The following is a 22163-nucleotide window of genomic DNA, read 5'->3' as shown; positions in this document are numbered from 1 at the left end:
TTCCTCGTCTTAAGTCGTTAGTGTCACGCGACTTCCTTTTCAAGAAAACATTGAGCCCGTGACGCTATATCAAGCCACTCCGAGTGATGTCCTGAACGTCGCCGAGCTGACCTCGGAGGAGAGCCGCGCGACGGCGACCCCGATGATGGAACAGTATATCGAGATCAAGGCCGCCAACCCCGGCAGCCTGCTCTTTTATCGCATGGGCGATTTCTACGAGCTGTTCTTCGAGGATGCGGTCGATGCCTCCCGCGCCCTCGGCATCACGCTCACAAGGCGCGGCCAGCATCTCGGCCAGGACATCCCCATGTGCGGCGTGCCGGTGCATGCTGCCGATGATTACCTGCAGAAACTGATCTCGCTCGGCTTCCGCGTCGCGGTCTGCGAACAGGTCGAAGACCCGGCGGAAGCGAAGAAACGCGGCTCGAAATCGGTCGTCAAGCGCGACGTGGTGCGCCTCGTTACGCCGGGCACGATCACCGAGGACAAGCTCCTCTCGCCCTTCGAATCGAATTATCTGATGGCGCTCGCCCGCATCCGGGGCGGCGCCGCCCCTCAGCTGGCGCTCGCCTGGATCGATATCTCCACCGGCATCTTCCGTCTGGCCGAAACCACCGAGACGCGCCTGCTGGCCGATATCCTGCGCATCGAGCCGCGCGAACTGATCGTGCCCGACACACTCTTCCACGACGAAGAGCTGAAGCCCGCCTTCGATGTGCTCGGTCGTGTCGTCGTGCCCCAGCCCGGCATCCTCTTTGATAGCGCCAGCGCCGAAGGCCGCATTGCCCGCTATTTCGGCGTCGGCACGCTGGATGGCTTCGGCGCCTTCTCCCGCGCCGAGATTGCAGCGGCCGCAGCTGCCGTCGCTTATGTCGAAAAGACCCAGATCTCCGAGCGCCCCCCGCTTGGCCTGCCCGAACGCCAGAATGCTGCCTCCACCCTCTTCATCGATCCCGCCACCCGCGCCAATCTCGAACTGGTGAAGACGCTCTCGGGCGAGCGCAACGGCTCGCTTCTGAAAGCGATCGACCGCACCGTCACCGGCGGCGGCGCCCGACTGTTGGCGGAGCGCCTGATGTCGCCGCTCACAGACCCGGACGCGATCTCCGACCGCCAGGACTCCATCGCCCATCTTCTCGCCGACGGTCTGCTCATCGACCGTCTGCGTGATGCATTGAAGCGCGTGCCCGACATGCCGCGCGCGCTCTCCCGCCTGGCCCTCGATCGCGGCGGCCCGCGTGACCTCGGCGCCATCGTCGCCGGTCTCCTGGCATCGGCCGAAGTCGGCCGCCTGCTCGATCCCTCGACGCTGCCCAAGGAACTCGCCGAAGCGCTCTCCGATCTCGCAGCACTGCCCGCCGATCTGGCACCAAGCCTGGCTTCGATGCTCGCTGACGAACTGCCGCTCCTCAAGCGCGACGGCGGCTTCCTGCGCGATGGCGCGATCCGGGAACTCGACGAACTGCTTGCGCTGCGCGACCAGTCCCGCCGCGTCATCGCCGGCCTGCAGCTGCAATATGCCGAGGAAACCGGCATCAAGTCGCTGAAGATCAAGCACAACAACGTGCTCGGTTATTTCATCGAGGTGACTGCGGGCAATGCCGGCCCGATGACCGAGGGCGACGAGGCGAAATCCCGCTTCATCCATCGTCAGACCATGGCAAACGCCATGCGCTTCACCACGACGGAGCTTGCAGATCTCGAAAGCCGCATCGCCAACGCCGCCGGCCAGGCGCTGTCGCTGGAACTCGCCGCCTTCGATCGCATGGTGGCAGAAGTCGTCGCGGCCGCAGAACCGATCAAGGCCGCCGCTCGTGCGCTCGCCACCATTGATGTCGCATCCGGCCTCGCGGCCTTGGCGGAAGAGCAGGGCTATTGCCGCCCGCTGGTCGATGACTCGAGAATGTTTTCGATCACCGCCGGCCGCCACCCCGTGGTCGAACAGGCCCTGCGCCGCCAGGCCGCCAGCCCCTTCATCGCCAATGATTGCGATCTCTCCCCCCATGACACCAAGGGTCCCGGCGCCATCTGGCTGCTGACCGGCCCCAACATGGGCGGTAAATCGACCTTTCTGCGCCAGAACGCGCTGATCGCCATCCTCGCCCAGATGGGCTCCTTCGTGCCCGCCGGTGCCGCTCATATCGGCGTGGTCGATCGCCTCTTCTCCCGCGTCGGCGCCTCCGATGATCTGGCCCGTGGCCGCTCCACCTTCATGGTCGAGATGGTCGAGACCGCCGCCATCCTCAACCAGGCAACCGACCGCTCGCTGGTCATATTGGACGAAATCGGCCGTGGCACCGCCACCTTCGACGGTCTCTCCATCGCCTGGGCCGCCGTCGAACACTTGCACGAGGCCAATCGCTGCCGCTCGCTCTTCGCCACCCATTTCCATGAGCTGACGGCCCTGTCGGAAAAGCTCGCCCGCATGTCGAATGTGACGATGCGCGTCAAGGAATGGGACGGCGACGTCATCTTCCTGCATGAGGTCGGCCCCGGTTCCGCCGATCGCTCCTACGGCATCCAGGTCGCCCGTCTCGCCGGTCTGCCGGCCGCCGTGGTCGCCCGCGCTCGCGAGGTGCTGACCCGCCTCGAAGACAGCGACCGCAAGAACCCGGCCGCCCAGCTGATCGACGACCTGCCGCTCTTTCAGGTCGCCGTCCGCCGCGAGGAGATCGCCAAGGCCGGCCCCTCCAAGGTCGAGGAAGCGCTCCGCTCACTCGATCTTGACGACCTGACGCCTCGCCAGGCGCTGGATGCGCTCTATGATCTCAAGAAACAACTTGGCAAGCCTTGACCGGTAGAGTGCCTGTCAATCGCGCCCGAAAAGCGCTATAGCGCCACCAATCCCGGCCGATTCCCGGGTTCCCAAGAGATGATGCAGCCCCCATGGCCAAAGCAGAGCTTGCCTTCGACGACCTCCTCGACACCGACGCGCTGCTGGCGTCCTGCAAGACGGTCGCGGAAGCCGGCTGCGGCAACATGCTGGAGACCCGCTCGAAGCTCCTGCCCATCCTGAAAAAGGCCTCGGCCGATGCGCGCGAACAGGCGCGGCTGAAGCTCTTCGAGGATGGCAGCGGCATGAACTGCGCCAACCGCATCTCCTGGATCCAGGACCAGCTGATTTCGGTCATCTTCGATTTTGCCCGCACCCATGTCTATCCGAAGGACACGGAAGGTCTGTCAGTCGCTGCCGTCGGTGGTTACGGTCGCGGCACGCTCGCACCCGGCTCCGACATCGACCTTCTCTTCCTGCTGCCGGCGAAGGCCGGGCCGGGCATGCACAAGGCGGTCGAGTTCATCCTCTATCTGCTCTGGGATGTCGGCTTCAAGGTCGGCCACGCCACCCGCACGGTCGAGGAATGCATCCGTCTGTCGAAGTCGGACATGACGATCCGGACCGCCATCCTCGAAACCCGCCACATCTGCGGCGATGAGGCGCTGGTGACCGAGCTCCAGCACCGTTTCGACCAGGAAGTGACGACCGGCACCGCGCCGGAATTCATCGCCGCCAAGCTTGCCGAACGCGACGAACGCCATCGCAAGGCCGGCGACAGCCGTTATCTGGTCGAGCCGAACGTCAAGGAAGGCAAGGGCGGTCTGCGCGATCTCCAGACCCTCTTCTGGATTGCGAAATACAATTACCATGTCCGCGACACCGACGAACTGGTCCGTCTCGGCGTGCTCTCCCGCCACGAATGGCGTCTCTTCCAGAAGGCAGACGATTTCCTGTGGGCCGTCCGTTGCCACATGCATTACCTGACCGGCAAGCCGGAAGAGCGGCTCTATTTCGACATCCAGCCGGAGATTGCGAAAAGCCTCGGCTATCAGCCGCGCCCCGGCCTCTCCGCCGTCGAGCGCTTCATGAAACACTACTTTCTGGTGGCCAAGGATGTCGGCGACCTCACCCGCATCTTCGCCGCAGCACTTGAAGACCAGCAGGCCAAGGCCGCGCCCGGCATTGGCGGCATGCTCGGCCGCTTTGCCAACCGCCCGCGCAAGATCCCCGGCGCCAGCGAGTTCATCGACGATCGCGGCCGCATTGCGCTCGCCGATCCCGGCGTCTTCAAGAAAGACCCGATGTCGATCATGCGCCTCTTCCATGTGGCGGATCTGAACGGGCTGGAGTTCCATCCCGATGCGCTGAAAGCCGTCACCCGCTCGCTCTCTCTGATCGACCATGATTTCCGGGAAAGTGAGGAAGCCAATCGCCTCTTCCTGTCGATTCTCACCTCGCGCAAGGATCCGGGCTTCATCCTGCGCCGCATGAACGAGGCCGGCGTGCTCGGCCGTTTCATGCCGGAATTCGGCAAGATCGTCTCGATGATGCAGTTCAACATGTATCATCACTACACCGTCGACGAGCACCTGATCCGCACCGTCGAGGTGCTCTCCGAGATCGATAAGGGTAAGGCGGAGGAGATCCATCCGCTCGCCAACAAGATCATGCCGGAGATCGAGGACCGCCAGACGCTCTATGTGGCGGTCCTTCTCCACGACATCGCCAAGGGCCGTCAGGAGGATCACTCCGTCGCCGGCGCCAAGGTCGCCCGCAAGCTCTGCCCGCGTCTCGGTCTGTCGCCCAAGCAGACCGAAATGGTCGTCTGGTTGATCGATCAGCATCTGCTGATGTCCATGGTCGCCCAGACCCGTGACCTGCACGACCGCAAGACCATCACCGATTTTGCCGAAAAGGTGCAGTCGCTCGACCGGTTGAAGATGCTGCTGGTCCTGACCATCTGCGATATCCGCGCGGTCGGCCCCGGTGTCTGGAACGGCTGGAAAGGCCAGCTTCTGCGCACGCTCTATTACGAGACCGAGCTGCTGCTGTCAGGCGGCTTCTCCCAGGTCTCGCGGAAAGAGCGCGCCAAGCACGCCGCCGAGCAGCTCACCCAGGCGCTTGAGGGCTGGAGCCAGAAGGACCAGCGCACCTACACCAAGCTGCATTACGAGCCCTATCTGCTCTCGGTCGATCTCGAAGACCAGGTCCGCCACGCCCATTTCATTCGCGAGTCGGACAAGGCGGGCAAGGCGCTCGCCACGATGGTGCGCACCCACCAGTTCCACGCGATCACCGAAATCACGGTACTCTCGCCTGACCATCCGCGTCTCTTGTCGATCATCGCCGGTGCCTGCGCCGCAGCCGGTGCCAACATCGCCGATGCCCAGATCTTCACGACCTCGGATGGCCGCGCTCTGGACACGATCCTGATCAACCGCGAATTTCCGATCGACGAGGACGAGATGCGCCGCGCCGCCACCATCTCCAAGATGATCGAGGACGTTCTCTCCGGCCGCAAGCGCCTGCCTGAGGTCATCGCCACGCGCACCAAGGGCAAGAAGAAGAACAAGACCTTCCCCGTTCAGCCGGATGTGCGCCTGTCGAATGCACTGTCGAACAAGTTCACGGTCATCGAGATCGAATGCCTCGACCGAATCGGTCTCCTGGCCGAAATCACCGCCGTGTTGTCCGATCTTTCGCTCGACATCCATTCGGCCCGCATCACCACCTTCGGCGAAAAGGTCATCGATACCTTCTACGTCACCGATCTCGTCGGCCAGAAGGTCACCAACGAGAACCGCCAGGTCAATATCGCCAACCGCTTGAAACTGGTGATGGCGGAGCAGCCGGACGAGCTGAAGGACAACATGCCATCCGGCATCATAGCCCAACCACAGCGCGCCACGCCGGCACCGAAGAAGGCACGGGCCTGAAATGAGCCTCGTCAAGAAATTCATGACCGTCGGTGGCGCGACGCTTGGCAGCCGCGTTTTCGGCTTCGCCCGCGAAACCCTGATGGCAGCCGCACTCGGCACGGGCCCGGTTGCCGACGTCTTCTACGCTGCCTTCCGCTTCCCCAATCTCTTCCGCCGTCTCTTCGCCGAGGGCGCCTTCAACGCCGCCTTCGTGCCGCTCTTTGCCAAGGAGATCGAGGCAAACGGGCTGGATGGCGCCAAGCGCTTTTCGGAAGAAGTCTTCGGCGTCCTCTTCTCGGTCCTGATGATCCTCACCATCGGCATGCAGCTTGCGATGCCCCTGATCGTCGAATGGATCATCGCACCCGGCTTTGTCGGAGATCAGGAGAAGTTCGACCTGACGGTGCGCCTCGCCACCGTCATGTTCCCCTATCTGATGTGCATGTCGCTGACGGCCATGCTGAGCGGCATGCTGAATTCGCTGCACCACTTCTTCGCCGCCGCGATTGCGCCTGTCTTCCTCAATGTCCTGATGATCGGCGCCCTCGGCTGGGCATTGTGGACGGGTGCTGATCCCGCCGCCACCGCCTGGGCGCTCTCGTGGTCGGTGCTCGGCGCCGGCCTGTTGCAGATGGCCGTCGTCTATCTCGGCGTGCGCCATGCCGGCATCCGGATCGGTTTCAGGCGTCCGCGCTTCACTCCCAATGTGAAGCGGCTGCTCGTGCTGGCCATTCCCGCTGCCGTCACCGGCGGCATCACCCAGATCAACCAGCTGATCGGCCAGGCCATCGCATCCGGCAAGGAGGGCGCCATCGCCGCCCTGCAATATGCCGACCGCATCTACCAGCTACCGCTCGGCGTCGTCGGTGTCGCGGTCGCGGTCGTCCTCCTGCCGGAACTGGCGCGGGCGCTGAAAAGCGGTCACATGAAAGAGGCCGGCAATCTCCAGAACCGCGCCATCGAATTTGTGCTGTTTCTCACGCTGCCAGCCGCGGCCGGCATCTGGGTCCTCTCCGATGAGATCATCCGCGTCCTCTATGAACGCGGCGCATTCACCGAGCAGAACACGGCCGTCGTCGCCTCGATCCTTGCGATTTATGGCCTGGGCCTGCCCGGTTTCGTGCTGATCAAGGCTCTTCAGCCGGGCTATTACGCCCGCGAAGACACCAAGACGCCGATGCGCTTCACCATGGTCTCGGTGGCGCTCAACACCGGCCTTGCGGTCACGCTGTTTCCGATTTTCGAGGAAAGCGGCATCGCGATTGCCGAAGCCGCCGCCGGCTGGACCAATACGATCCTGCTCTTCTCCGTGCTGCTCTGGCGTGGCCATCTGGTGTTCGAACGGTCGTTGATCACCCGCACTTTGCGCTTGATGGTCGCCTCGGCGATCATGGCCGCTCTGTTGGTCTATCTTTCCGCCCGTTGGTCCGCCTGGCTCTCGCCGCAGAGCCCGCTGTTCGACCAGTTGCTCGCTTTGGGTGGCCTGATCGCGATTGCCATGCCCGTCTATTTCGGTATCGCCTTTGCCATCGGCGGCGCCGATCTCGGGATGATCAGGCGCAATCTGAAGCGCAAGCCGAAGTCAGCGGCCGCCAAGGATACGGTCACCGGCGAAGGCGATCAGCAATAGGTCCAGCGGCGCTTCGGCCCGATATCGACATGCACGATGCCGTTGCAATAGCGGCCGATGCCGCCGATCCCCGGCGCGCTCGCTGCTGCCGCCACGATCTTCTTCTCGGAGACGCCGGGAACGCGGATATCGGCGGCGTAACAGTGGCTGTGTTGCGATTTGCCCGAACGTGGCCGATGGCCGGAGGTGACGATCGGCTTCTTGCCGGTCTTCTTGGCGATATGGGCAAGGATGCCCTTCAGTTCGTCCGGAAAACAGCTGGCCCTCACGCTCACCCGTTGCAGGGTATAGGCAACCGTGGTGTCATGCTTCATGAAGAAGTGACGCTTCTTGGTCTCGACGGCCTCCACGGGAGAGAGAAAACCGATGGAAAGCACGCAGCCGAGCGCGACGCGAAACAATGTGCGCATGAGTGACCTTCTGGAATGAATTTGTTGCCTTAAGCGATCAAGATCGCTTGCTGGGGTTTTTTATTCCGGAGAATGTGGCGAATTTGGTGCGCTTTGCTCAATTCTTCGGGGCGGGGCTCGTCCGGGTCGCTGAATCACGATGCGGTTACACACGAAACCGCCTCCTAACCCCCTCGATTTGGGGAGGAAATCGCCTCGATCGTGACATCAGCGGGCGTTGTGTCACAGCCCGAACAGAAAGACCTTATTCATGAGCAGAAACAGCCTCTTCCTCGTCAGTCTGGTCGTCGACAGCTACGATCGCGCCAAGGCCTTCTATTGCGATGGCCTCGGTTTCACCTGCGTGGAAGACACGGTTCAGCCCGAGGGCAAGCGCTGGCTGGTGGTTCGCCCAACGGGCGGGCAGGGCGCGGCCCTCTTGCTGGCCGAAGCCACGGACGATGCCCAGCGTGCCGCGATCGGCAACCAGACCGGCGGCCGCGTCGGCTTCTTCCTCGAAACCGATGATTTCGCCCGCGACCATCGGCGTTTCGTGAAAGCTGGCGTCGTCTTCCAGGAGGAGCCACGCCACGAGCCCTATGGCACGGTCGCCGTCTTTGCCGATCTCTACGGAAACCTCTGGGATCTGATCGAGCGGGCACAGCCCTCACCTCAAAAGTGAGCGCTTGATTGCATCCCGCCCGCCGTGCATAAGCCCAGACCGACACGATCAGTAGATCGGGCCCTCCACCAGCCTGTTGAGGATTACAATGACTGAGTTCAAGCCGCTGGTTTTCTCCGGCGTTCAGCCCACCGGCAACCTCCATCTCGGCAACTATCTCGGCGCCATCAGAAAGTTCGTCGCGCTGCAGGAAAACAACGACTGCATCTATTGCGTCGTCGACATGCACGCGCTGACCGCCCAGCTGGTCCACGAGGACATGCCGACCCAGATCCGCTCGATCACCGCCGCCTTCCTCGCCGCCGGCATCGATCCGGAAAAGCACATCGTCTTCAACCAGTCCCAGGTGCCGCAGCATGCGGAACTCGCCTGGATCTTCAACTGCGTCGCCCGCATCGGCTGGATGAACCGGATGACCCAGTTCAAGGACAAGGCAGGCAAGGACCGCGAGCAGGCCTCGCTCGGTCTTTACGCCTATCCGAGCCTGATGGCCGCCGACATCCTCGTCTACCGCGCAACCCATGTGCCCGTCGGTGATGACCAGAAGCAGCATCTGGAACTCGCCCGCGACATCGCCATGAAGTTCAACCTCGACTTCCACGACAAGATCGTGCCGACGGGTCTCGGCATCGACATCAAGGTCGGTGAAGAGCCGGTGCATGCCTACTTCCCCATGGTCGAGCCGCTGATCGATGGTCCGGCGCCGCGCGTCATGAGCCTGAAGGACGGCTCGAAGAAGATGTCGAAGTCGGACCCGTCGGATCTCTCGCGCATCAACCTGATGGACGACCAGGACGCGATCTCCAAGAAGATCCGCAAGGCGAAGACCGATCCGGATGCCCTGCCGAGCGAGACGGAAGGCCTGAAAGGTCGCCCCGAAGCTGACAACCTCGTCGGCATCTTCGCGGCTCTGGCCGACAAGTCGAAGGCGGACGTTCTGACAGAGTTCGGGGGCCAGCAGTTCTCGGTCTTCAAGCCGGCTCTGATCGATCTCGCTGTCGAGGTGCTGGCGCCGATCAACGCCGAAATGCGCCGCCTGATGGAAGATCCGGGTCATATCGATGCGGTCCTGCGCGACGGCGGTGCCCGCGCCCGTGCCCGCGCCGAAAAGACCATGAACGAAGTCCGCGACATCATCGGATTCGTGCGATAAGCTCCCCTCGATCGCGGGATTGCTCCAAGCCCGCGATCGACATCGACACACCTTCAGCCGGCGGGGTTTTCCATGGTTTCAACGCGTCTGTCACGTCTTGAAGGTCACCGCCGCAAGTTCATGGCGGTCATCGACAATACCCCGGAATGCTCCCGCGCCGTCCACTACGCAGGCCGTCGCGCCAAGAATTCCAATGGCGGGCTCGTGCTGATCTACGTGATCCCGGACGGTGACTTCCAGCAATGGCTGGGCGTCGAGGAGATCATGCGCGCAGAGGCGCGCGAGGAAGCCGAGGCCGTGATGGCCAAGGCCGCCCAGACGGTGCGTGAATCGATCGGCATCGAGCCGGAACTCGTCATCCGCGAGGGCAGCGCCTATCCGGAGATCAACAGCCTGATCGAAGAAGACCGCGACATCGCGATCCTCGTTCTGGCCGCAGGCTCCACCAAGGATGGTCCAGGTCCGCTCGTCTCGATGATCGCCGGCCGGGGTGCGGCCTTCCCGATCCCCGTCACGGTCCTGCCGGACTCGCTGACCGACGAGGAAATCGACGCACTTTGCTAAAGTAATTCCAGCAAAAGTGCGCAGCGGTTTTGCGTTCGGAATTGCGTGTAAACAAAGAGCTAGGGCATTTTCGCGATTCGAAGAAAAGCGGAGAAGCTCTAGCCATTTATCCCCTCCCGGTCGATCATGTCTTGAACTGCCGGGCCGGAAGTCTTAACTTTTGAAGAATTCTAAATTTGAGCGGTGAGAGCACCGCGCGGAGACCGCCATGTTCATCCAGACCGAAGCCACGCCGAACCCCGCCACCCTGAAGTTCCTGCCCGGCAAGGTGGTGATGCAGACGGGCACGGCGGAATTCCGTGATGCTGAGACGGCGGCAGCCTCGCCGCTCGCCACCCGTATCTTCGCCATCCCGGGCGTCACCGGCGTCTTCTTCGGTTATGATTTCGTCACCGTCTCCAAGGATGGCCCGGAATGGCAGCATCTGAAGCCCGCCATCCTCGGCACGATCATGGAGCATTTCATGAGCGGCGCCCCGGTCATGGGCACGGCCTCGACATCCGCGCAGGTTGATAGCGACGAAGAATTCTTCGAGGCCGGCGACGAGACGATCGTTGCCACCATCAAGGAACTGCTCGAAACCCGCGTCCGCCCGGCCGTCGCCCAGGATGGCGGCGACATCACCTTCCGCGGCTTCAAGGACGGCAAGGTCTTCCTCAACATGAAGGGCTCCTGCGCCGGTTGCCCGTCTTCGACCGCCACTCTGAAGCATGGCGTGCAGAACCTGCTGCGCCACTTCGTGCCGGAAGTTCAGGAAGTCGAAGCGGTCTGATTGGGCCGGTCTGGGGATACGATGATCGTTCTTGCGATCGATACGGCGGGTGTGGATTGCGCAGCCGCCGTTTATGATTCATCCACCGACACAGTGCTTGCACGCGTCAGCGAAACCATCGGTCGCGGCCATGCCGAACGGCTGATGGCGATGATCGAGGAGGCCGTGACGACATCCGGCCTCAGCCTCGCTGATATCGAGAAGATCGGCGTCACCGTCGGCCCCGGCTCGTTTACCGGCATCCGTGTCGGCGTCGCTGCCGCCCGTGGCCTGGCGCTGGCGCTGGGCATCGAATGCGTCGGTGTCTGCACGCTCGAAGTCCTCGCCCGCACCGTGCCGGAGACGGATGCGCCCGTGCTCGCCGCCATCAACGCTCATCGTGAAGAAGTCTATGTCCAGGCCTTCCAGAACGGTGCCGCGCTTGAAGAACCGGCTCTGGTGACGCTGGAGGATTTCCTCTCCCGCGCCGCTGTTGCCGGAACCAAGGTCACCGGTTCGGCGTCCGCCCTGATCGCCGATCCGGAAGCCCCGACAGAACCCGATCACTACCCGATCGACATCGTCGCCCGCATTTCAGCGACGACGAAAGCTCAGGGCAAGGCCAAACCGCTCTATCTGCGGGGACCCGATGCAAAACCGCAGACGGGTTTTGCCGTATCGAGAGCCTGACATGCGCGACAGCCTTTTCTACCGCCAGCCCGAATTCGAAATCGTGGAGATGGTCCCGGATCACTGCCGGGCCGTCGCCGAACTGCATGCCCAGCGTTTTCCACGCGCCTGGGGGGATGGCGAATTCCTCAGCCTGCTTCTCCAGCCCAACACTTTCGGTTTTGCCGCCTGGCAGACCAACACGCTGATCTTCAAGGCGCCTTTGAGCGGCTTCGTGCTCGCCCGCGAAGTGGCCGGTGAAGCCGAGATCCTGACGATTGCCGTCAGCGACAAGGTTGGTCGTTTCGGCCTCGGCTGGCGCCTGATGCAGGCGGCGATGCGCCAGGCGAAAAGCAGGGGCGGCGAGGCGATCTTCCTGGAGGTCGACGACGGCAATGCGCCGGCACTCGGCCTCTACCGCAAGCTCGGTTTCGAAAAGGCCGGCGAACGCCCGGCCTATTACACCGACGAAAACGGCCGCCGGACCTCCGCGCTTGTCATGCGCCGCGATCTTCGCTAACCCGGCGATTGCACCAACCGATCATCTGCGGATATGCTGAATTCATGAACGACGCCCTGAAATCGCTGGAAGCGCTCTGTGCCGAACGCGGCATGCGCATGACCGAGCAGCGTCGTGTCATCGCCCGCATCCTGGAAGAGTCCGACGATCATCCCGACGTCGAGGAGCTTTATCGCCGCTCCTCCAAGATCGACGCCAAGATTTCGATCTCCACCGTCTACCGCACCGTCAAACTCTTCGAAGATGCCGGCATCATCGAGCGTCACGATTTCCGCGACGGCCGCTCGCGGTACGAGACGGTTCCGGAAGAACACCACGATCACCTGATCGACCTGAAGACCGGGACCGTCGTCGAGTTCCACTCGCCGGAAATCGAGGCGCTGCAGGAGCGCATCGCCCGCGAACACGGCTTCCGTCTCGTCGGCCATCGGCTGGAACTTTACGGCATTCCGCTCTCGAAGGACGAGAAGTAACCCATGCAACCCGAGGCGGGCAGGTTCGGCCTGGTCAACGGCCTGCGGATCGGCATCATGGCCGTTGTCCTCGGCCTTTTCTCCGCTGTCCTCATCCCCCTGCAACTGCTCGCCCTGCGCTTCGACTGGCGCCTGCGCCGCCGCCTGCCGCGCACCTGGCACAAGGTCGCCCTCTATTGCCTCGGCATCCGGGTCCACACCCATGGCAGCCTCGATCCGCGCCGCCCCCTGATGATCGCCGCCAATCACGCCTCCTGGAAGGACATCCTCGTCCTCGGCTCGCTCGCCGATGTCGTCTTCATCGCCAAGACCGAAGTCGCGTCCTGGCCAATTTTCGGCACGCTTGCCCGCCTGCAGAAGACGATCTTCGTCGTGCGCGAGGAAAAGCGCCGCACCGGCGATCAGGTCAATGAAATCGCCGGCCGCATGGCCGATGGCGAAATCGTCGTCCTCTTCCCCGAAGGCACCACTTCCGACGGCAACCGCGTCCTCTCGGTCAAATCGTCCCTCTTCGGCGCCGCCGCCGCGGCCCTCCCGAAGGATCAGGAAAACGCCGTCGTCCACGTCCAGCCGGTCGCCATCGCCTATACCCGCATCCAGGGCATGCCCATGGGCCGCTACCATCGCCCGATCGCCGGCTGGCCCGGCGATGTCGGCATGGTGTCCCATCTGATGGGTGTCTTGCGTGCCGGCGCGCTGGATGTCGATGTCACCTTTGGCGACACGGTCGACTTCCGCCAGGGCGACAACCGCAAGACCCTCGCCACCCATGTCGAGAGCCGCCTGCGGGACATGCTGCTCGCCCATCTGCGCGGCCGCCACCGCCGCTGAGCGCGGCCTTCAATTTTTTAGGTTTAACCGCGCGCCGAAAACCACTAAATAGCCGGCATGACCCAGGACATCCTCGACTTGCCAACCGAACAGGCGCCGGGCGCCAACACGCGCAAGGTCTTCATCAAGACCTATGGCTGCCAGATGAACGTCTATGACAGCGGCCGCATGGCCGACGCCCTGGCGGCGGATGGTTATGCCCCGACAGACGTCATGGAAGAGGCCGATCTGGTCGTCCTCAACACCTGTCATATCCGCGAAAAGGCAGCCGAGAAGGTTTACTCCGCGCTCGGTCGCCTGCGTGAGCACAAGAAGGCCCGCGCCGCCGAAGGCAAGGAATTCATGATCGGCGTCGCCGGCTGTGTCGCCCAGGCCGAAGGCGAGGAAATCTCCCGCCGCGAGCCCGCAGTCGATGTCGTCCTCGGTCCCCAGACCTATCACCGCCTGCCGCAGGCGCTCCAGAAGGCCCGTGCCGGCGAGCGCGTGGTCGATACCGAATATGCGCTGGAAGACAAGTTCGAGCATCTGCCCGATCCGACCAAGGTCATCGGCAAGCCCCGCTCGGTCACCGCCTTCCTCACCGTCCAGGAAGGCTGCGACAAGTTCTGCACCTTCTGCGTGGTGCCCTATACCCGTGGCTCTGAAGTCTCCCGCCCGCTCTCCCAGCTTCTGACCGAAGCCCGTCGTCTGGTCGACAGCGGCGTGCGTGAACTGACCCTGCTCGGTCAGAACGTCAACGCCTGGCACGGCGAGGATGAGAAGGGCAGGGCGATCGGCCTCGGCGACCTTCTCTACAAGCTCGCCGAAATCCCAGGTCTCGCCCGCCTGCGCTACACGACAAGCCATCCGCGCGACATGGACGACCGCCTCATCGAGGCGCATCGCGATTTGAGGATGCTGATGCCCTATCTGCATCTGCCGGTGCAGTCGGGCTCCGACCGTATCCTCAAGGCCATGAACCGCCGCCACAAGGCCTCCGAATATATCGCCCTCATCGAACGCATCCGTGCGGTCCGTCCCGACATCGCGCTCTCGGGCGATTTCATTGTCGGCTTCCCCGGCGAGACGGACCAGGATTTCGAAGACACGATGAATCTTGTGCGCACAGTGAACTATGCCCAGGCTTATTCGTTTAAGTATTCGACCCGACCCGGAACCCCCGGCGCCGATCTGCCCGATCAGGTGGCCGAAGACGTGAAGACCGAACGCCTGGCGCGACTGCAAGAATTGCTGCTGAAGCAACAGCAGGCCTTCATGGAATCCCTGGTCGGACAGCAGATGGATGTGCTCCTTGAGAAGCCCGGCCGCATGCCCGGACAGCTGATTGGACGCTCCCCTTGGCTGCAGTCTGTGAATCTTAATGCAAAGTCATCGCAAATCGGTGACATTATACAGGTACGAATCACCGCAGCCGGCCCAAACAGCTTGTTTGCCGAGGTGGCAGAGGGTTAGAGTGAGGGCCTGAACCTGATCCAACAGGAGCCTGATCGCTTGAACGCCACAGAAGTGATTTCCTCACCTTCGCGCAACATCAAAACCGCTGCGACCGACGCCAATCACTTCATCTTGACGTTCGAGAACAACAGGCTGGCCAGCGAGCTCTTCGGTCAGTTCGACCAGCATCTGAAGCTGCTCGAACAGCGTCTGCATATCGAGGCTCATGCCCGCGGCAATTCCGTGGCCATCACCGGCGAACTTCTGGCGACCAACCAGGCCCGCCGCGCGCTCGATTTCCTCTATGCCCGCCTGCAGAGCGGCGGTTCGGTCGAAGCCTCCGATGTCGAAGGTGCGATCCGCATGGCGGTCGCAGCCGATGATCAGCTGACCCTGCCGACGCTGGAGCGCAAGGCCCGGCTGTCGATGGCGCAGATCTCCACCCGCAAGAAGACCATCGCCGCCCGCACGCCGACCCAGGACGCCTATATGCGGGCGCTGGAGCGTGCCGAGCTCGTCTTCGGCGTCGGCCCCGCCGGCACCGGCAAGACCTATCTCGCGGTTGCCCATGCAGCCCAGCTGCTCGAGCGCGGCGTCGTCGACAAGATCATCCTGTCGCGCCCCGCTGTCGAAGCGGGCGAGCGCCTCGGCTTCCTGCCTGGCGACATGAAGGACAAGGTCGATCCCTATCTGCGCCCGCTTTATGATGCGCTCTACGACATGATCCCGGGCGACAAGGTCGAACGCGCGATCACCGCCGGCGTCATCGAGATCGCGCCGCTCGCCTTCATGCGCGGCCGCACGCTCGCCAATGCCGCGATCATTCTCGATGAGGCGCAGAACACCACGTCGATGCAGATGAAGATGTTCCTGACCCGCCTTGGCGAGAACGGCCGCATGATCATCACCGGCGACCCGAGCCAGGTCGACCTGCCACGCGGCGTGACCTCCGGCCTCGTCGAGGCCCTGCAGGTGCTCAAAGGCGTCGAAGGCGTCTCGGTCGTCCGTTTCAAGGACACCGATGTCGTCCGTCACCCGCTGGTCGGCCGCATCGTTCAGGCCTATGACGCCAAGTACAAGGTACAGGATGAAAGCGAGCAGGCCGATCACTGACGGCCCGTTCAGACCCGACATGACGCACTTGGACATACAGATCGCCGTCGAGGCAGACGGTTGGGCAGACGAGGACGCGTTGGAGGCATTGGCCTCCCGCGTGCTCGGCGCGGCAGAGACCTTTTTGCAGACACAAGAAGGTCAGCCCTTCCCGGCCCAGCCGACCGAACTCTCCCTCGTCTTCGCCGACGATGAAACAATCCGCGAAATCAATTCGGAATGGCGCGGCAAGGACAAGCCGACCAACGTCCTGTCTTTCCCCGCCTTTCCGCTCACGCCCGGCAAGATGCCGGGCCCCATGCTCGGCGATATCGTCATCGCGAGGGAGACGGTGGAGCGGGAAGCCGTCGAACTCGACAAGAGTTTTGACGATCATCTGACACACCTGATGGTGCACGGATTTCTCCATCTTTTCGGTTATGACCACATCGAAAACGACGACGCCGAGGAAATGGAAGCGCTGGAGACTCGCATTCTGGCGGAACTTGGCCTATCTGACCCCTATGCGGGGCAGGACCCCATCTGATAGTTTGGACCAATGAGCGACTTTGTAACAAGAACGGCCCCCGAGGCCAGTGACGGACCGGAAGGCCCGTCGTCCGACGAGGGCAGTAGTCCTTCGCGAGCGGAAAGCTCGAACCGAAACTCAACCTCTTTCTGGGCACGCCTCGCCCGCATCCTGAAGCCGTCGTCCTCGACGAGCCTGCGCGAGGATCTGACCGACGCGCTGAAGGCGGATGCCAGCCTTGGCGAAGCCTTCACGCCCGAAGAGCGGGCGATGCTGCACAACATCCTCCGCTTCCGCGAAGTCCGCGTCGAAGACATCATGGTGCCGCGCGTCGATATCGAGGCGGTCGACCAGAGCGTCACGATCGGCGAGCTGATGACCATCTTCGAGGTATCCGGTCGTTCGCGCATGCCGGTTTATGCCGAAACGCTGGATGATCCGCGTGGCATGGTCCACATCCGCGACCTTCTCTCCTACGTGACCAAGCAGGCGCGCAGCCGCCGCCGTGCGCCGGCCCGCGCCGCCGCAAACGGCGCCGAAAAGGTTGAGAAGACAGAGAAGGCTGCCAAGCCGAAGATCGACTTCGATCTCTCTCGCATCGATTTGTCCAAGACCGTCGCCGATGCCGGCATCATCCGCTCCATCCTCTTCGTGCCGCCCTCCATGCTTGCCTCAGACCTGATGAGCCGCATGCAGGCCGCCCGCACCCAGATGGCGCTCGTCATCGACGAATATGGCGGCACCGACGGGCTGGTCAGCCATGAAGACATCGTCGAAATGGTCATCGGTGATATCGATGACGAACATGACGACGAGGAAGTCATGTTCAGCCGGGTGTCAGACGATGTTCTGGTGGCCGATGCCCGCGTCGAACTCGAAGAGATCGCGGAAGCGATCGGTCCCGATTTCGACATCAAGGATCGTCTGGAAGACGTCGATACGCTGGGCGGTCTGATCTTCTCCGCACTTGGCCGCATTCCGGCCCGTGGCGAAGTCGTCCAGGCGCTGCCAGGCTTCGAATTCCACATTCTCGATGCCGACCCGCGCCGCATCAAGCGCGTGCGCGTCACGCGCAAGCGCGCGGCCGTCCGCCGCCGCTCTGCCAAGGGCGAGCCGGAAAGCCGTGTGGATGAGCACGAGACCGAGAAGGTCTCCACAGCGACCAAGGCCCCGGCGCCGGTGGCAACGGAGGCCAAGCCTCGTGCCACCAGGGCGGAGCCGAAGCCCCGCCGCAGCAAGCCGGCTGCGACCAACGGCGTCAAGGCGCCAACAGTCGGCAACGAGGCGGAACCCGCAGCCGCGACCGCCCCTGTCGCCGTCGGTGATGCCGGCAACTCTGTTTCCGGCGCCTGACCGCCGCCAGTGGTGAAGTCCGCGACATCCGCCCGGAAGTTTGAAACACTGCCGGGCGGTTGATTCGCGGTAGCGGAGGGGTGTGCATGGAACGACTGGCCGGCAGGATCTTGCTGCTCGGAGGATGGCGTCGATCGGGCTTGGCAGTCCTTGCGGGCGCCATCGGCGCGCTCGCCATGCCGCCTTTCGGCGTCTTCGCCGCCATGTTCGTCTCCTTCACCCTGCTGGTCTGGCTCCTCGACGGGCTTACCGGCAATCCCGAGCGCTCGGGCACGCTCAATCTGCGCGCCGCCTTCCTGACCGGCTGGCTCTTCGGCCTCGGTTATTTCGTCGCCGGCCTCTGGTGGCTCGGCAATGCGCTGCTGGTCGATGCCAGCGGCTTTGCCTGGGCGATCCCGCTTGCGGTGCTCGGTCTGCCGGCCCTTTTGGCGATCTTCTATGGGGTCGCCGCCATGTTTGCCCGCCTCGTCTGGTCCGATGGCATGGGCCGCATCGCAGCACTCGCGCTCGGCTTCGGCCTCACTGAGTGGCTGCGCGCAACGATCGCCACCGGCTTTCCCTGGAATGCCATCGGTTATGCCGCCATGCCCGTGCCGCTGATGATGCAGTCGAGTTATGTGCTCGGCCTTTTTGGTGTGACCGCGCTGTCCGTCTTCGTTTTTGCCGCTCCGGCCCTGCTCGGCACCCGCCGGGGCGCCGTGCCCGGGCTCACGCTCGCGGTGCTCTTGTCCGCAGCGCATTTCGGCTATGGCGCCTGGCGCCTCCATCTCGCTCCGCCGGAGATCGGCGAGGAGCGGCAGGTCAGCATCCGCCTCGTCCAGCCGAACATCGACCAGGCGCAGAAGATGGAAAACGCCGATCGTGTCGGTGTTTTCGAAAAACACCTGGCCCTCACTTCGGCCGCGCCCGCCGCCGGCCACCAGAGGCCGGACGTCATCGTCTGGCCGGAAACCTCCGTTCCCTTCATCCTGACGGAAAATCCGGATGCGCTGGTTCGCATCGGTGATGTCCTGCAGGATGGTCAGGTGCTGATCACCGGTGCCGTCAGGGCGGAGGAGCGCGGCGCGGGCCTGCCGCCGCGCTATTACAATTCGATCTACCTGATCGACGACAAGGGACAGATCCTGGCGGCCAGCGACAAGGTGCATCTGACACCTTTCGGCGAGTATCTGCCGTTCGAGGATCTCCTGCGCCGCTTCGGCATCGAGGAACTGATCAGCCTGCCGGGTGGCTTCTCTCCGGCCGCCAGTCGCTCACCCCTCACGCTTCCCTCCGGCCTCTCCTTCTATCCGTTGATCTGCTACGAGGCGATTTTTCCGGGCGAACTGGCGCCGGATCTGGCGGGCGCCAATGCAATCATTAATATCACAAATGACGCCTGGTTCGGCGCAACACCCGGCCCTTACCAGCACTTCCTTCAGTCCCGTTTGCGTGCAGTCGAGCGTGGCGTTCCCCTCATTCGGGACGCCAACAATGGTATATCTGCTGTGACGGATAGCTATGGTCAGGTCGTTGATGGTCTGGCACTGAACATATCGGGCGCTATCGATGCAACCATAGGCATGCCAACTGTGCCGAAACGAAACAGTTTCGACCACAACCTAAACTTTTGGTTGGTCCTGGGAGTCCTTGGTTTCGTCGCAAGCATTTCTCGTTTGGGTTTTATTAGACGGATGAATTGACCAAAAACCCCTAAAATTGCATAGTGGCTCCGACCGTGAGTCTGCAAGTATGCTAAAAGATCATCGACGACGAGTACAACGTATCGTAATGGTTGGGCGGGCATGGGGTTATGGTCAAAACGCCAACACATTTGTCAGGACGACATTAATGATCGAGAACAAGAAGAAGCCGAACCCGATTGACATCCATGTCGGTAGTCGGATTCGCCTTCGTCGAACGATGCTTGGCATGAGCCAAGAGAAGCTTGGTGAAAGCCTAGGTATCACATTTCAGCAAATTCAGAAGTATGAAAAGGGCACCAACCGCGTCGGTGCAAGCCGGCTTCAGAATATCTCCAATATTCTGACGGTTCCCGTTTCTTTCTTCTTCGAAGATGCGCCGGGCGAGCAGTCGTCGGGATCGGCGGGCATGGCCGAAGCGTCCAGCTCCAACTATGTCGTGGACTTCCTGTCCTCGTCCGAGGGGCTGCAGCTCAATCGTGCATTCGTCAAAATTGCCGATCCGAAGGTTCGCCGCAAGATCGTCGATCTGGTCAAGGCTTTGGGCGCGGAAGCGGACGCCGAGTGATCGGCACCCTGGTCTGACAAAAAAAAGCGGTCCCCCCGGGCCGCTTTTTTTTTGTCCTGTAGGGAAAAAGTTTACTCACATAAAGATATATTTATGTGGTTGTGTTCTTGTCATTGAAACTTGAACTGGGTAACGATGCCGCCATCCATACTTTGAGGGGAATCCCGATGCGCGCCAACTATCTCTTCACCAGTGAATCCGTATCTGAAGGTCATCCGGACAAGGTCTGTGACCGCATCTCCGACGAAATCGTCGATCTCGTATACCGGGAAGCGGCCAAGACCGGGGTGGATCCCTGGACCGTGCGCATCGCCTGCGAGACCCTTGCCACCACCAACCGCGTCGTCATCGCCGGTGAAGTCCGCCTGCCGCCGAGCTTGATGAAGACCGACAAGAACGGCAACGAGGTCATCAACCCCGCCAAGTTCAAGTCCGCCGCCCGCAAGGCGATCCGCGACATCGGCTACGAGCAGGACGGCTTCCACTGGAAGACCGCCAAGATCGACGTGCTCCTGCATTCCCAGTCCGCCCACATCGCCCAGGGCGTCGACAAGGCTGCCGACTCGTCCAACAGCGAAGGCGCCGGCGACCAGGGCATCATGTTCGGTTACGCCTGCAAGGAAACGCCGGACCTGATGCCGGCCCCGATCTACTACTCCCACAAGATCCTGCAGCTCCTCTCCGCCGCCCGCAAGAAGGGCGAGGGGGATGTCGGCAAGCTCGGCCCCGATGCCAAGAGCCAGGTCACCGTCCGCTACGTCGACGGCAAGCCTGCTGAAGTGGCCTCGATCGTTCTGTCCACCCAGCATCTCGACGAGAACTGGGATTCGAAGAAGGTCCGTCAGGTCGTCGAGCCCTTCATCAAGGAAGCACTCGGCGAGTTGAAGATCGCCGCCGATTGCGCCTGGTACATCAACCCGACCGGCAAGTTCGTCATCGGCGGCCCGGATGGTGACGCAGGCCTCACCGGCCGCAAGATCATCGTCGACACCTATGGCGGTGCAGCCCCCCATGGCGGCGGCGCCTTCTCCGGCAAGGACACGACCAAGGTCGACCGTTCGGCCGCCTACGCCGCCCGTTACCTCGCCAAGAACGTCGTGGCCGCCGGTCTCGCCGATCGCTGCACCATCCAGATCTCCTATGCCATCGGCATTGCCCAGCCGCTGTCGATCTATGTCGATCTGCACGGCACCGGCAAGGTCACCGAGGACGAGGTCGAGGCCGCGATCCGCAAGGTCATGGACTTGTCCCCATCGGGCATCCGTCGCCATCTTGACCTGAACAAGCCGATCTATGCTAAGACGTCCGCTTATGGCCATTTCGGCCGCAAGGCTGGCCGCGACGGTTCCTTCTCCTGGGAGAAGCTCGATCTGGTCAAGCCGCTCAAGGACGCTCTCAAGGCTTGAAGGTGAAATGACGGACGCGGAACGCAAGACGAGGTCGACCGAAGCCTTTTTCGGTCGACGCAAGGGCAAGCCGTTGCGCGAGCAGCAGGTCGGGCGCATGGAAACCATCCTGCCCGAGCTCAAGGTCGATCTCGCATCGCCCGTCCCGGCAGACCTGAAATCGCTGTTCCCCGTGCCCATCGACAAGATCCGGCTCGAAATCGGCTTCGGTGGTGGTGAACATCTCGTCCACCGCGCCCGCACCAATCCCTCGACCGGCTTCATCGGCGTCGAACCCTTCGTCAATTCCATGGCGAAGCTCCTGGCCGTGGTGGAGGCCGAGGGCTTGAAGAACATTCGCGTCTATGACGATGATGCCGTGCAGCTTCTGGATTGGCTGCCGGAAGGCCAGATCGACCAGATCGACCTTCTCTACGCCGATCCCTGGCCGAAGAAGCGCCACTGGAAGCGCCGTTTTGTCTCGCAGGTCAATCTCGAGCGTTTCCACAAGGTCTTGAAGCCCGAAGGCATCTTCTGCTTCGCCTCCGACATCGACACCTATGTCAACTGGACGCTGCAGCATTGCCGCGCTCACGGCGGCTTCGAATGGACGGCGCGCAATGCCAGTGACTGGCTCACGCCGTATGACGGCTGGCCGGGCACCCGCTACGAGGCCAAGGCCCGCCGCGAAGGCCGTTCCTCGGCCTATCTCACCTTCATCCGCCGCTGAACAAGCGTCAGCCTGCGCTGACGCTCTTCCATTC

At 62.6% G+C, this 22163-nt stretch carries 20 protein-coding genes; 19 read left to right on the top strand and 1 reads right to left on the bottom strand.

The window, feature by feature from the left end; genetic code table 11:
- Nucleotides 1-142: 142 nt before the first annotated feature.
- The 3 genes from mutS to murJ all read left to right on the top strand — a co-directional run bounded on the left by mutS (nucleotide 143) and on the right by murJ (nucleotide 7324).
- Nucleotides 143-2794 (top strand): DNA mismatch repair protein MutS, encoded by a 2652-nt coding sequence (gene mutS / locus DFO46_RS16190; protein ID WP_245422622.1) that lies wholly within the window; start codon nucleotides 143-145, stop codon nucleotides 2792-2794.
- Nucleotides 2795-2886: 92 nt separating this feature from the next.
- A complete protein-coding gene (locus DFO46_RS16185; protein ID WP_165826143.1) occupies nucleotides 2887-5712 on the top strand; it encodes a [protein-PII] uridylyltransferase in 2826 nt (941 codons plus the stop codon).
- A gap of 1 nt (nucleotide 5713) precedes the next feature.
- Entirely contained in the window at nucleotides 5714-7324 is a 1611-nt protein-coding gene (murJ, locus tag DFO46_RS16180; RefSeq protein WP_120277984.1) for a murein biosynthesis integral membrane protein MurJ, read from the top strand.
- Here murJ and DFO46_RS16175 read toward each other — a convergent pair.
- On the bottom strand, nucleotides 7315-7734 hold the full coding sequence (locus DFO46_RS16175; protein ID WP_110790189.1) for a DUF882 domain-containing protein: 420 nt from the start codon (nucleotides 7732-7734) through the stop codon (nucleotides 7315-7317). The genes murJ and DFO46_RS16175 overlap by 10 nt on opposite strands.
- A 250-nt stretch (nucleotides 7735-7984) precedes the next feature.
- Between DFO46_RS16175 and DFO46_RS16170 the strand changes: the two genes are divergently transcribed.
- The 16 genes from DFO46_RS16170 (at nucleotide 7985) to trmB (ending at nucleotide 22129) form a co-directional block, all read left to right on the top strand.
- Nucleotides 7985-8395, top strand: a complete 411-nt coding sequence (locus DFO46_RS16170; protein ID WP_120277983.1) for a VOC family protein — start codon at nucleotides 7985-7987, stop codon at nucleotides 8393-8395.
- An 88-nt stretch (nucleotides 8396-8483) separates the two neighbouring features.
- A complete protein-coding gene (gene trpS / locus DFO46_RS16165; RefSeq protein WP_110790187.1) occupies nucleotides 8484-9548 on the top strand; it encodes a tryptophan--tRNA ligase in 1065 nt (354 codons plus the stop codon).
- Nucleotides 9549-9620: 72 nt separating this feature from the next.
- A complete protein-coding gene (locus tag DFO46_RS16160; protein WP_110790186.1) occupies nucleotides 9621-10112 on the top strand; it encodes a universal stress protein in 492 nt (163 codons plus the stop codon).
- 208 nt (nucleotides 10113-10320) lie between these two features.
- The gene (locus tag DFO46_RS16155) at nucleotides 10321-10884 is read left to right on the top strand and encodes a NifU family protein (protein WP_110790185.1); all 564 of its coding nucleotides are present in this window, start codon (nucleotides 10321-10323) and stop codon (nucleotides 10882-10884) included.
- A 21-nt stretch (nucleotides 10885-10905) separates the two neighbouring features.
- On the top strand, nucleotides 10906-11553 hold the full coding sequence (gene tsaB / locus DFO46_RS16150; RefSeq protein WP_120277982.1) for a tRNA (adenosine(37)-N6)-threonylcarbamoyltransferase complex dimerization subunit type 1 TsaB: 648 nt from the start codon (nucleotides 10906-10908) through the stop codon (nucleotides 11551-11553).
- A 1-nt stretch (nucleotide 11554) separates the two neighbouring features.
- Nucleotides 11555-12052, top strand: a complete 498-nt coding sequence (locus DFO46_RS16145; protein WP_120277981.1) for an N-acetyltransferase — start codon at nucleotides 11555-11557, stop codon at nucleotides 12050-12052.
- Between the two features lie 44 nt (nucleotides 12053-12096).
- A complete protein-coding gene (locus tag DFO46_RS16140) occupies nucleotides 12097-12525 on the top strand; it encodes a Fur family transcriptional regulator (RefSeq protein ID WP_006728031.1) in 429 nt (142 codons plus the stop codon).
- 30 nt (nucleotides 12526-12555) lie between these two features.
- Nucleotides 12556-13356 carry a 1-acyl-sn-glycerol-3-phosphate acyltransferase gene (locus DFO46_RS16135; RefSeq protein ID WP_120278289.1) on the top strand — a complete coding sequence of 267 codons (801 nt, stop codon included), beginning with the start codon at nucleotides 12556-12558 and terminating at the stop codon, nucleotides 13354-13356.
- Nucleotides 13357-13413: 57 nt separating this feature from the next.
- The gene (miaB, locus tag DFO46_RS16130; RefSeq protein WP_120277980.1) at nucleotides 13414-14808 is read left to right on the top strand and encodes a tRNA (N6-isopentenyl adenosine(37)-C2)-methylthiotransferase MiaB; all 1395 of its coding nucleotides are present in this window, start codon (nucleotides 13414-13416) and stop codon (nucleotides 14806-14808) included.
- Between the two features lie 39 nt (nucleotides 14809-14847).
- Complete coding sequence (locus DFO46_RS16125; protein WP_110790181.1) at nucleotides 14848-15903, top strand: PhoH family protein; 1056 nt, start codon at nucleotides 14848-14850, stop codon at nucleotides 15901-15903.
- 19 nt (nucleotides 15904-15922) lie between these two features.
- A complete protein-coding gene (gene ybeY, locus DFO46_RS16120; protein WP_120277979.1) occupies nucleotides 15923-16429 on the top strand; it encodes an rRNA maturation RNase YbeY in 507 nt (168 codons plus the stop codon).
- Nucleotides 16430-16441: 12 nt separating this feature from the next.
- Nucleotides 16442-17764 carry a hemolysin family protein gene (locus DFO46_RS16115; protein WP_120277978.1) on the top strand — a complete coding sequence of 441 codons (1323 nt, stop codon included), beginning with the start codon at nucleotides 16442-16444 and terminating at the stop codon, nucleotides 17762-17764.
- A gap of 86 nt (nucleotides 17765-17850) precedes the next feature.
- Complete coding sequence (lnt, locus tag DFO46_RS16110; protein ID WP_120277977.1) at nucleotides 17851-19446, top strand: apolipoprotein N-acyltransferase; 1596 nt, start codon at nucleotides 17851-17853, stop codon at nucleotides 19444-19446.
- Nucleotides 19447-19594: 148 nt separating this feature from the next.
- The gene (locus DFO46_RS16105) at nucleotides 19595-20014 is read left to right on the top strand and encodes a helix-turn-helix domain-containing protein (RefSeq protein ID WP_110790177.1); all 420 of its coding nucleotides are present in this window, start codon (nucleotides 19595-19597) and stop codon (nucleotides 20012-20014) included.
- A 167-nt stretch (nucleotides 20015-20181) separates the two neighbouring features.
- The gene (gene metK / locus DFO46_RS16100; RefSeq protein ID WP_110790176.1) at nucleotides 20182-21420 is read left to right on the top strand and encodes a methionine adenosyltransferase; all 1239 of its coding nucleotides are present in this window, start codon (nucleotides 20182-20184) and stop codon (nucleotides 21418-21420) included.
- Between the two features lie 7 nt (nucleotides 21421-21427).
- Complete coding sequence (trmB, locus tag DFO46_RS16095; protein WP_120277976.1) at nucleotides 21428-22129, top strand: tRNA (guanosine(46)-N7)-methyltransferase TrmB; 702 nt, start codon at nucleotides 21428-21430, stop codon at nucleotides 22127-22129.
- Nucleotides 22130-22163 lie beyond the last annotated feature (34 nt).

The sequence above is a fragment of the Rhizobium sp. AG855 genome, from assembly GCF_003610655.1.
In the GTDB taxonomy this organism is placed as follows: domain Bacteria; phylum Pseudomonadota; class Alphaproteobacteria; order Rhizobiales; family Rhizobiaceae; genus Allorhizobium; species Allorhizobium wuzhouense.
This window is presented reverse-complemented; position numbering and strand designations above follow the sequence as displayed.

Excerpts from the sequence above, each read along its gene's own strand:
- trpS (WP_110790187.1), top strand. The coding sequence starts at position 8,484 with ATGACTGAGTTCAAGCCGCTGGTTTTCTCCGGCGTTCAGCCCACCGGC.
- murJ (WP_120277984.1), top strand. The coding sequence starts at position 5,714 with ATGAGCCTCGTCAAGAAATTCATGACCGTCGGTGGCGCGACGCTTGGC.
- trmB (WP_120277976.1), top strand. The coding sequence starts at position 21,428 with ATGACGGACGCGGAACGCAAGACGAGGTCGACCGAAGCCTTTTTCGGT.
- miaB (WP_120277980.1), top strand. The coding sequence starts at position 13,414 with ATGACCCAGGACATCCTCGACTTGCCAACCGAACAGGCGCCGGGCGCC.
- DFO46_RS16145 (WP_120277981.1), top strand. The coding sequence starts at position 11,555 with ATGCGCGACAGCCTTTTCTACCGCCAGCCCGAATTCGAAATCGTGGAG.
- metK (WP_110790176.1), top strand. The coding sequence starts at position 20,182 with ATGCGCGCCAACTATCTCTTCACCAGTGAATCCGTATCTGAAGGTCAT.
- DFO46_RS16185 (WP_165826143.1), top strand. The coding sequence starts at position 2,887 with ATGGCCAAAGCAGAGCTTGCCTTCGACGACCTCCTCGACACCGACGCG.
- DFO46_RS16175 (WP_110790189.1), bottom strand. The coding sequence starts at position 7,734 with ATGCGCACATTGTTTCGCGTCGCGCTCGGCTGCGTGCTTTCCATCGGT.
- mutS (WP_245422622.1), top strand. The coding sequence starts at position 143 with ATGATGGAACAGTATATCGAGATCAAGGCCGCCAACCCCGGCAGCCTG.
- ybeY (WP_120277979.1), top strand. The coding sequence starts at position 15,923 with ATGACGCACTTGGACATACAGATCGCCGTCGAGGCAGACGGTTGGGCA.
- DFO46_RS16155 (WP_110790185.1), top strand. The coding sequence starts at position 10,321 with ATGTTCATCCAGACCGAAGCCACGCCGAACCCCGCCACCCTGAAGTTC.
- DFO46_RS16115 (WP_120277978.1), top strand. The coding sequence starts at position 16,442 with ATGAGCGACTTTGTAACAAGAACGGCCCCCGAGGCCAGTGACGGACCG.
- DFO46_RS16170 (WP_120277983.1), top strand. The coding sequence starts at position 7,985 with ATGAGCAGAAACAGCCTCTTCCTCGTCAGTCTGGTCGTCGACAGCTAC.
- DFO46_RS16105 (WP_110790177.1), top strand. The coding sequence starts at position 19,595 with ATGATCGAGAACAAGAAGAAGCCGAACCCGATTGACATCCATGTCGGT.
- lnt (WP_120277977.1), top strand. The coding sequence starts at position 17,851 with ATGGAACGACTGGCCGGCAGGATCTTGCTGCTCGGAGGATGGCGTCGA.
- DFO46_RS16160 (WP_110790186.1), top strand. The coding sequence starts at position 9,621 with ATGGTTTCAACGCGTCTGTCACGTCTTGAAGGTCACCGCCGCAAGTTC.
- tsaB (WP_120277982.1), top strand. The coding sequence starts at position 10,906 with ATGATCGTTCTTGCGATCGATACGGCGGGTGTGGATTGCGCAGCCGCC.
- DFO46_RS16140 (WP_006728031.1), top strand. The coding sequence starts at position 12,097 with ATGAACGACGCCCTGAAATCGCTGGAAGCGCTCTGTGCCGAACGCGGC.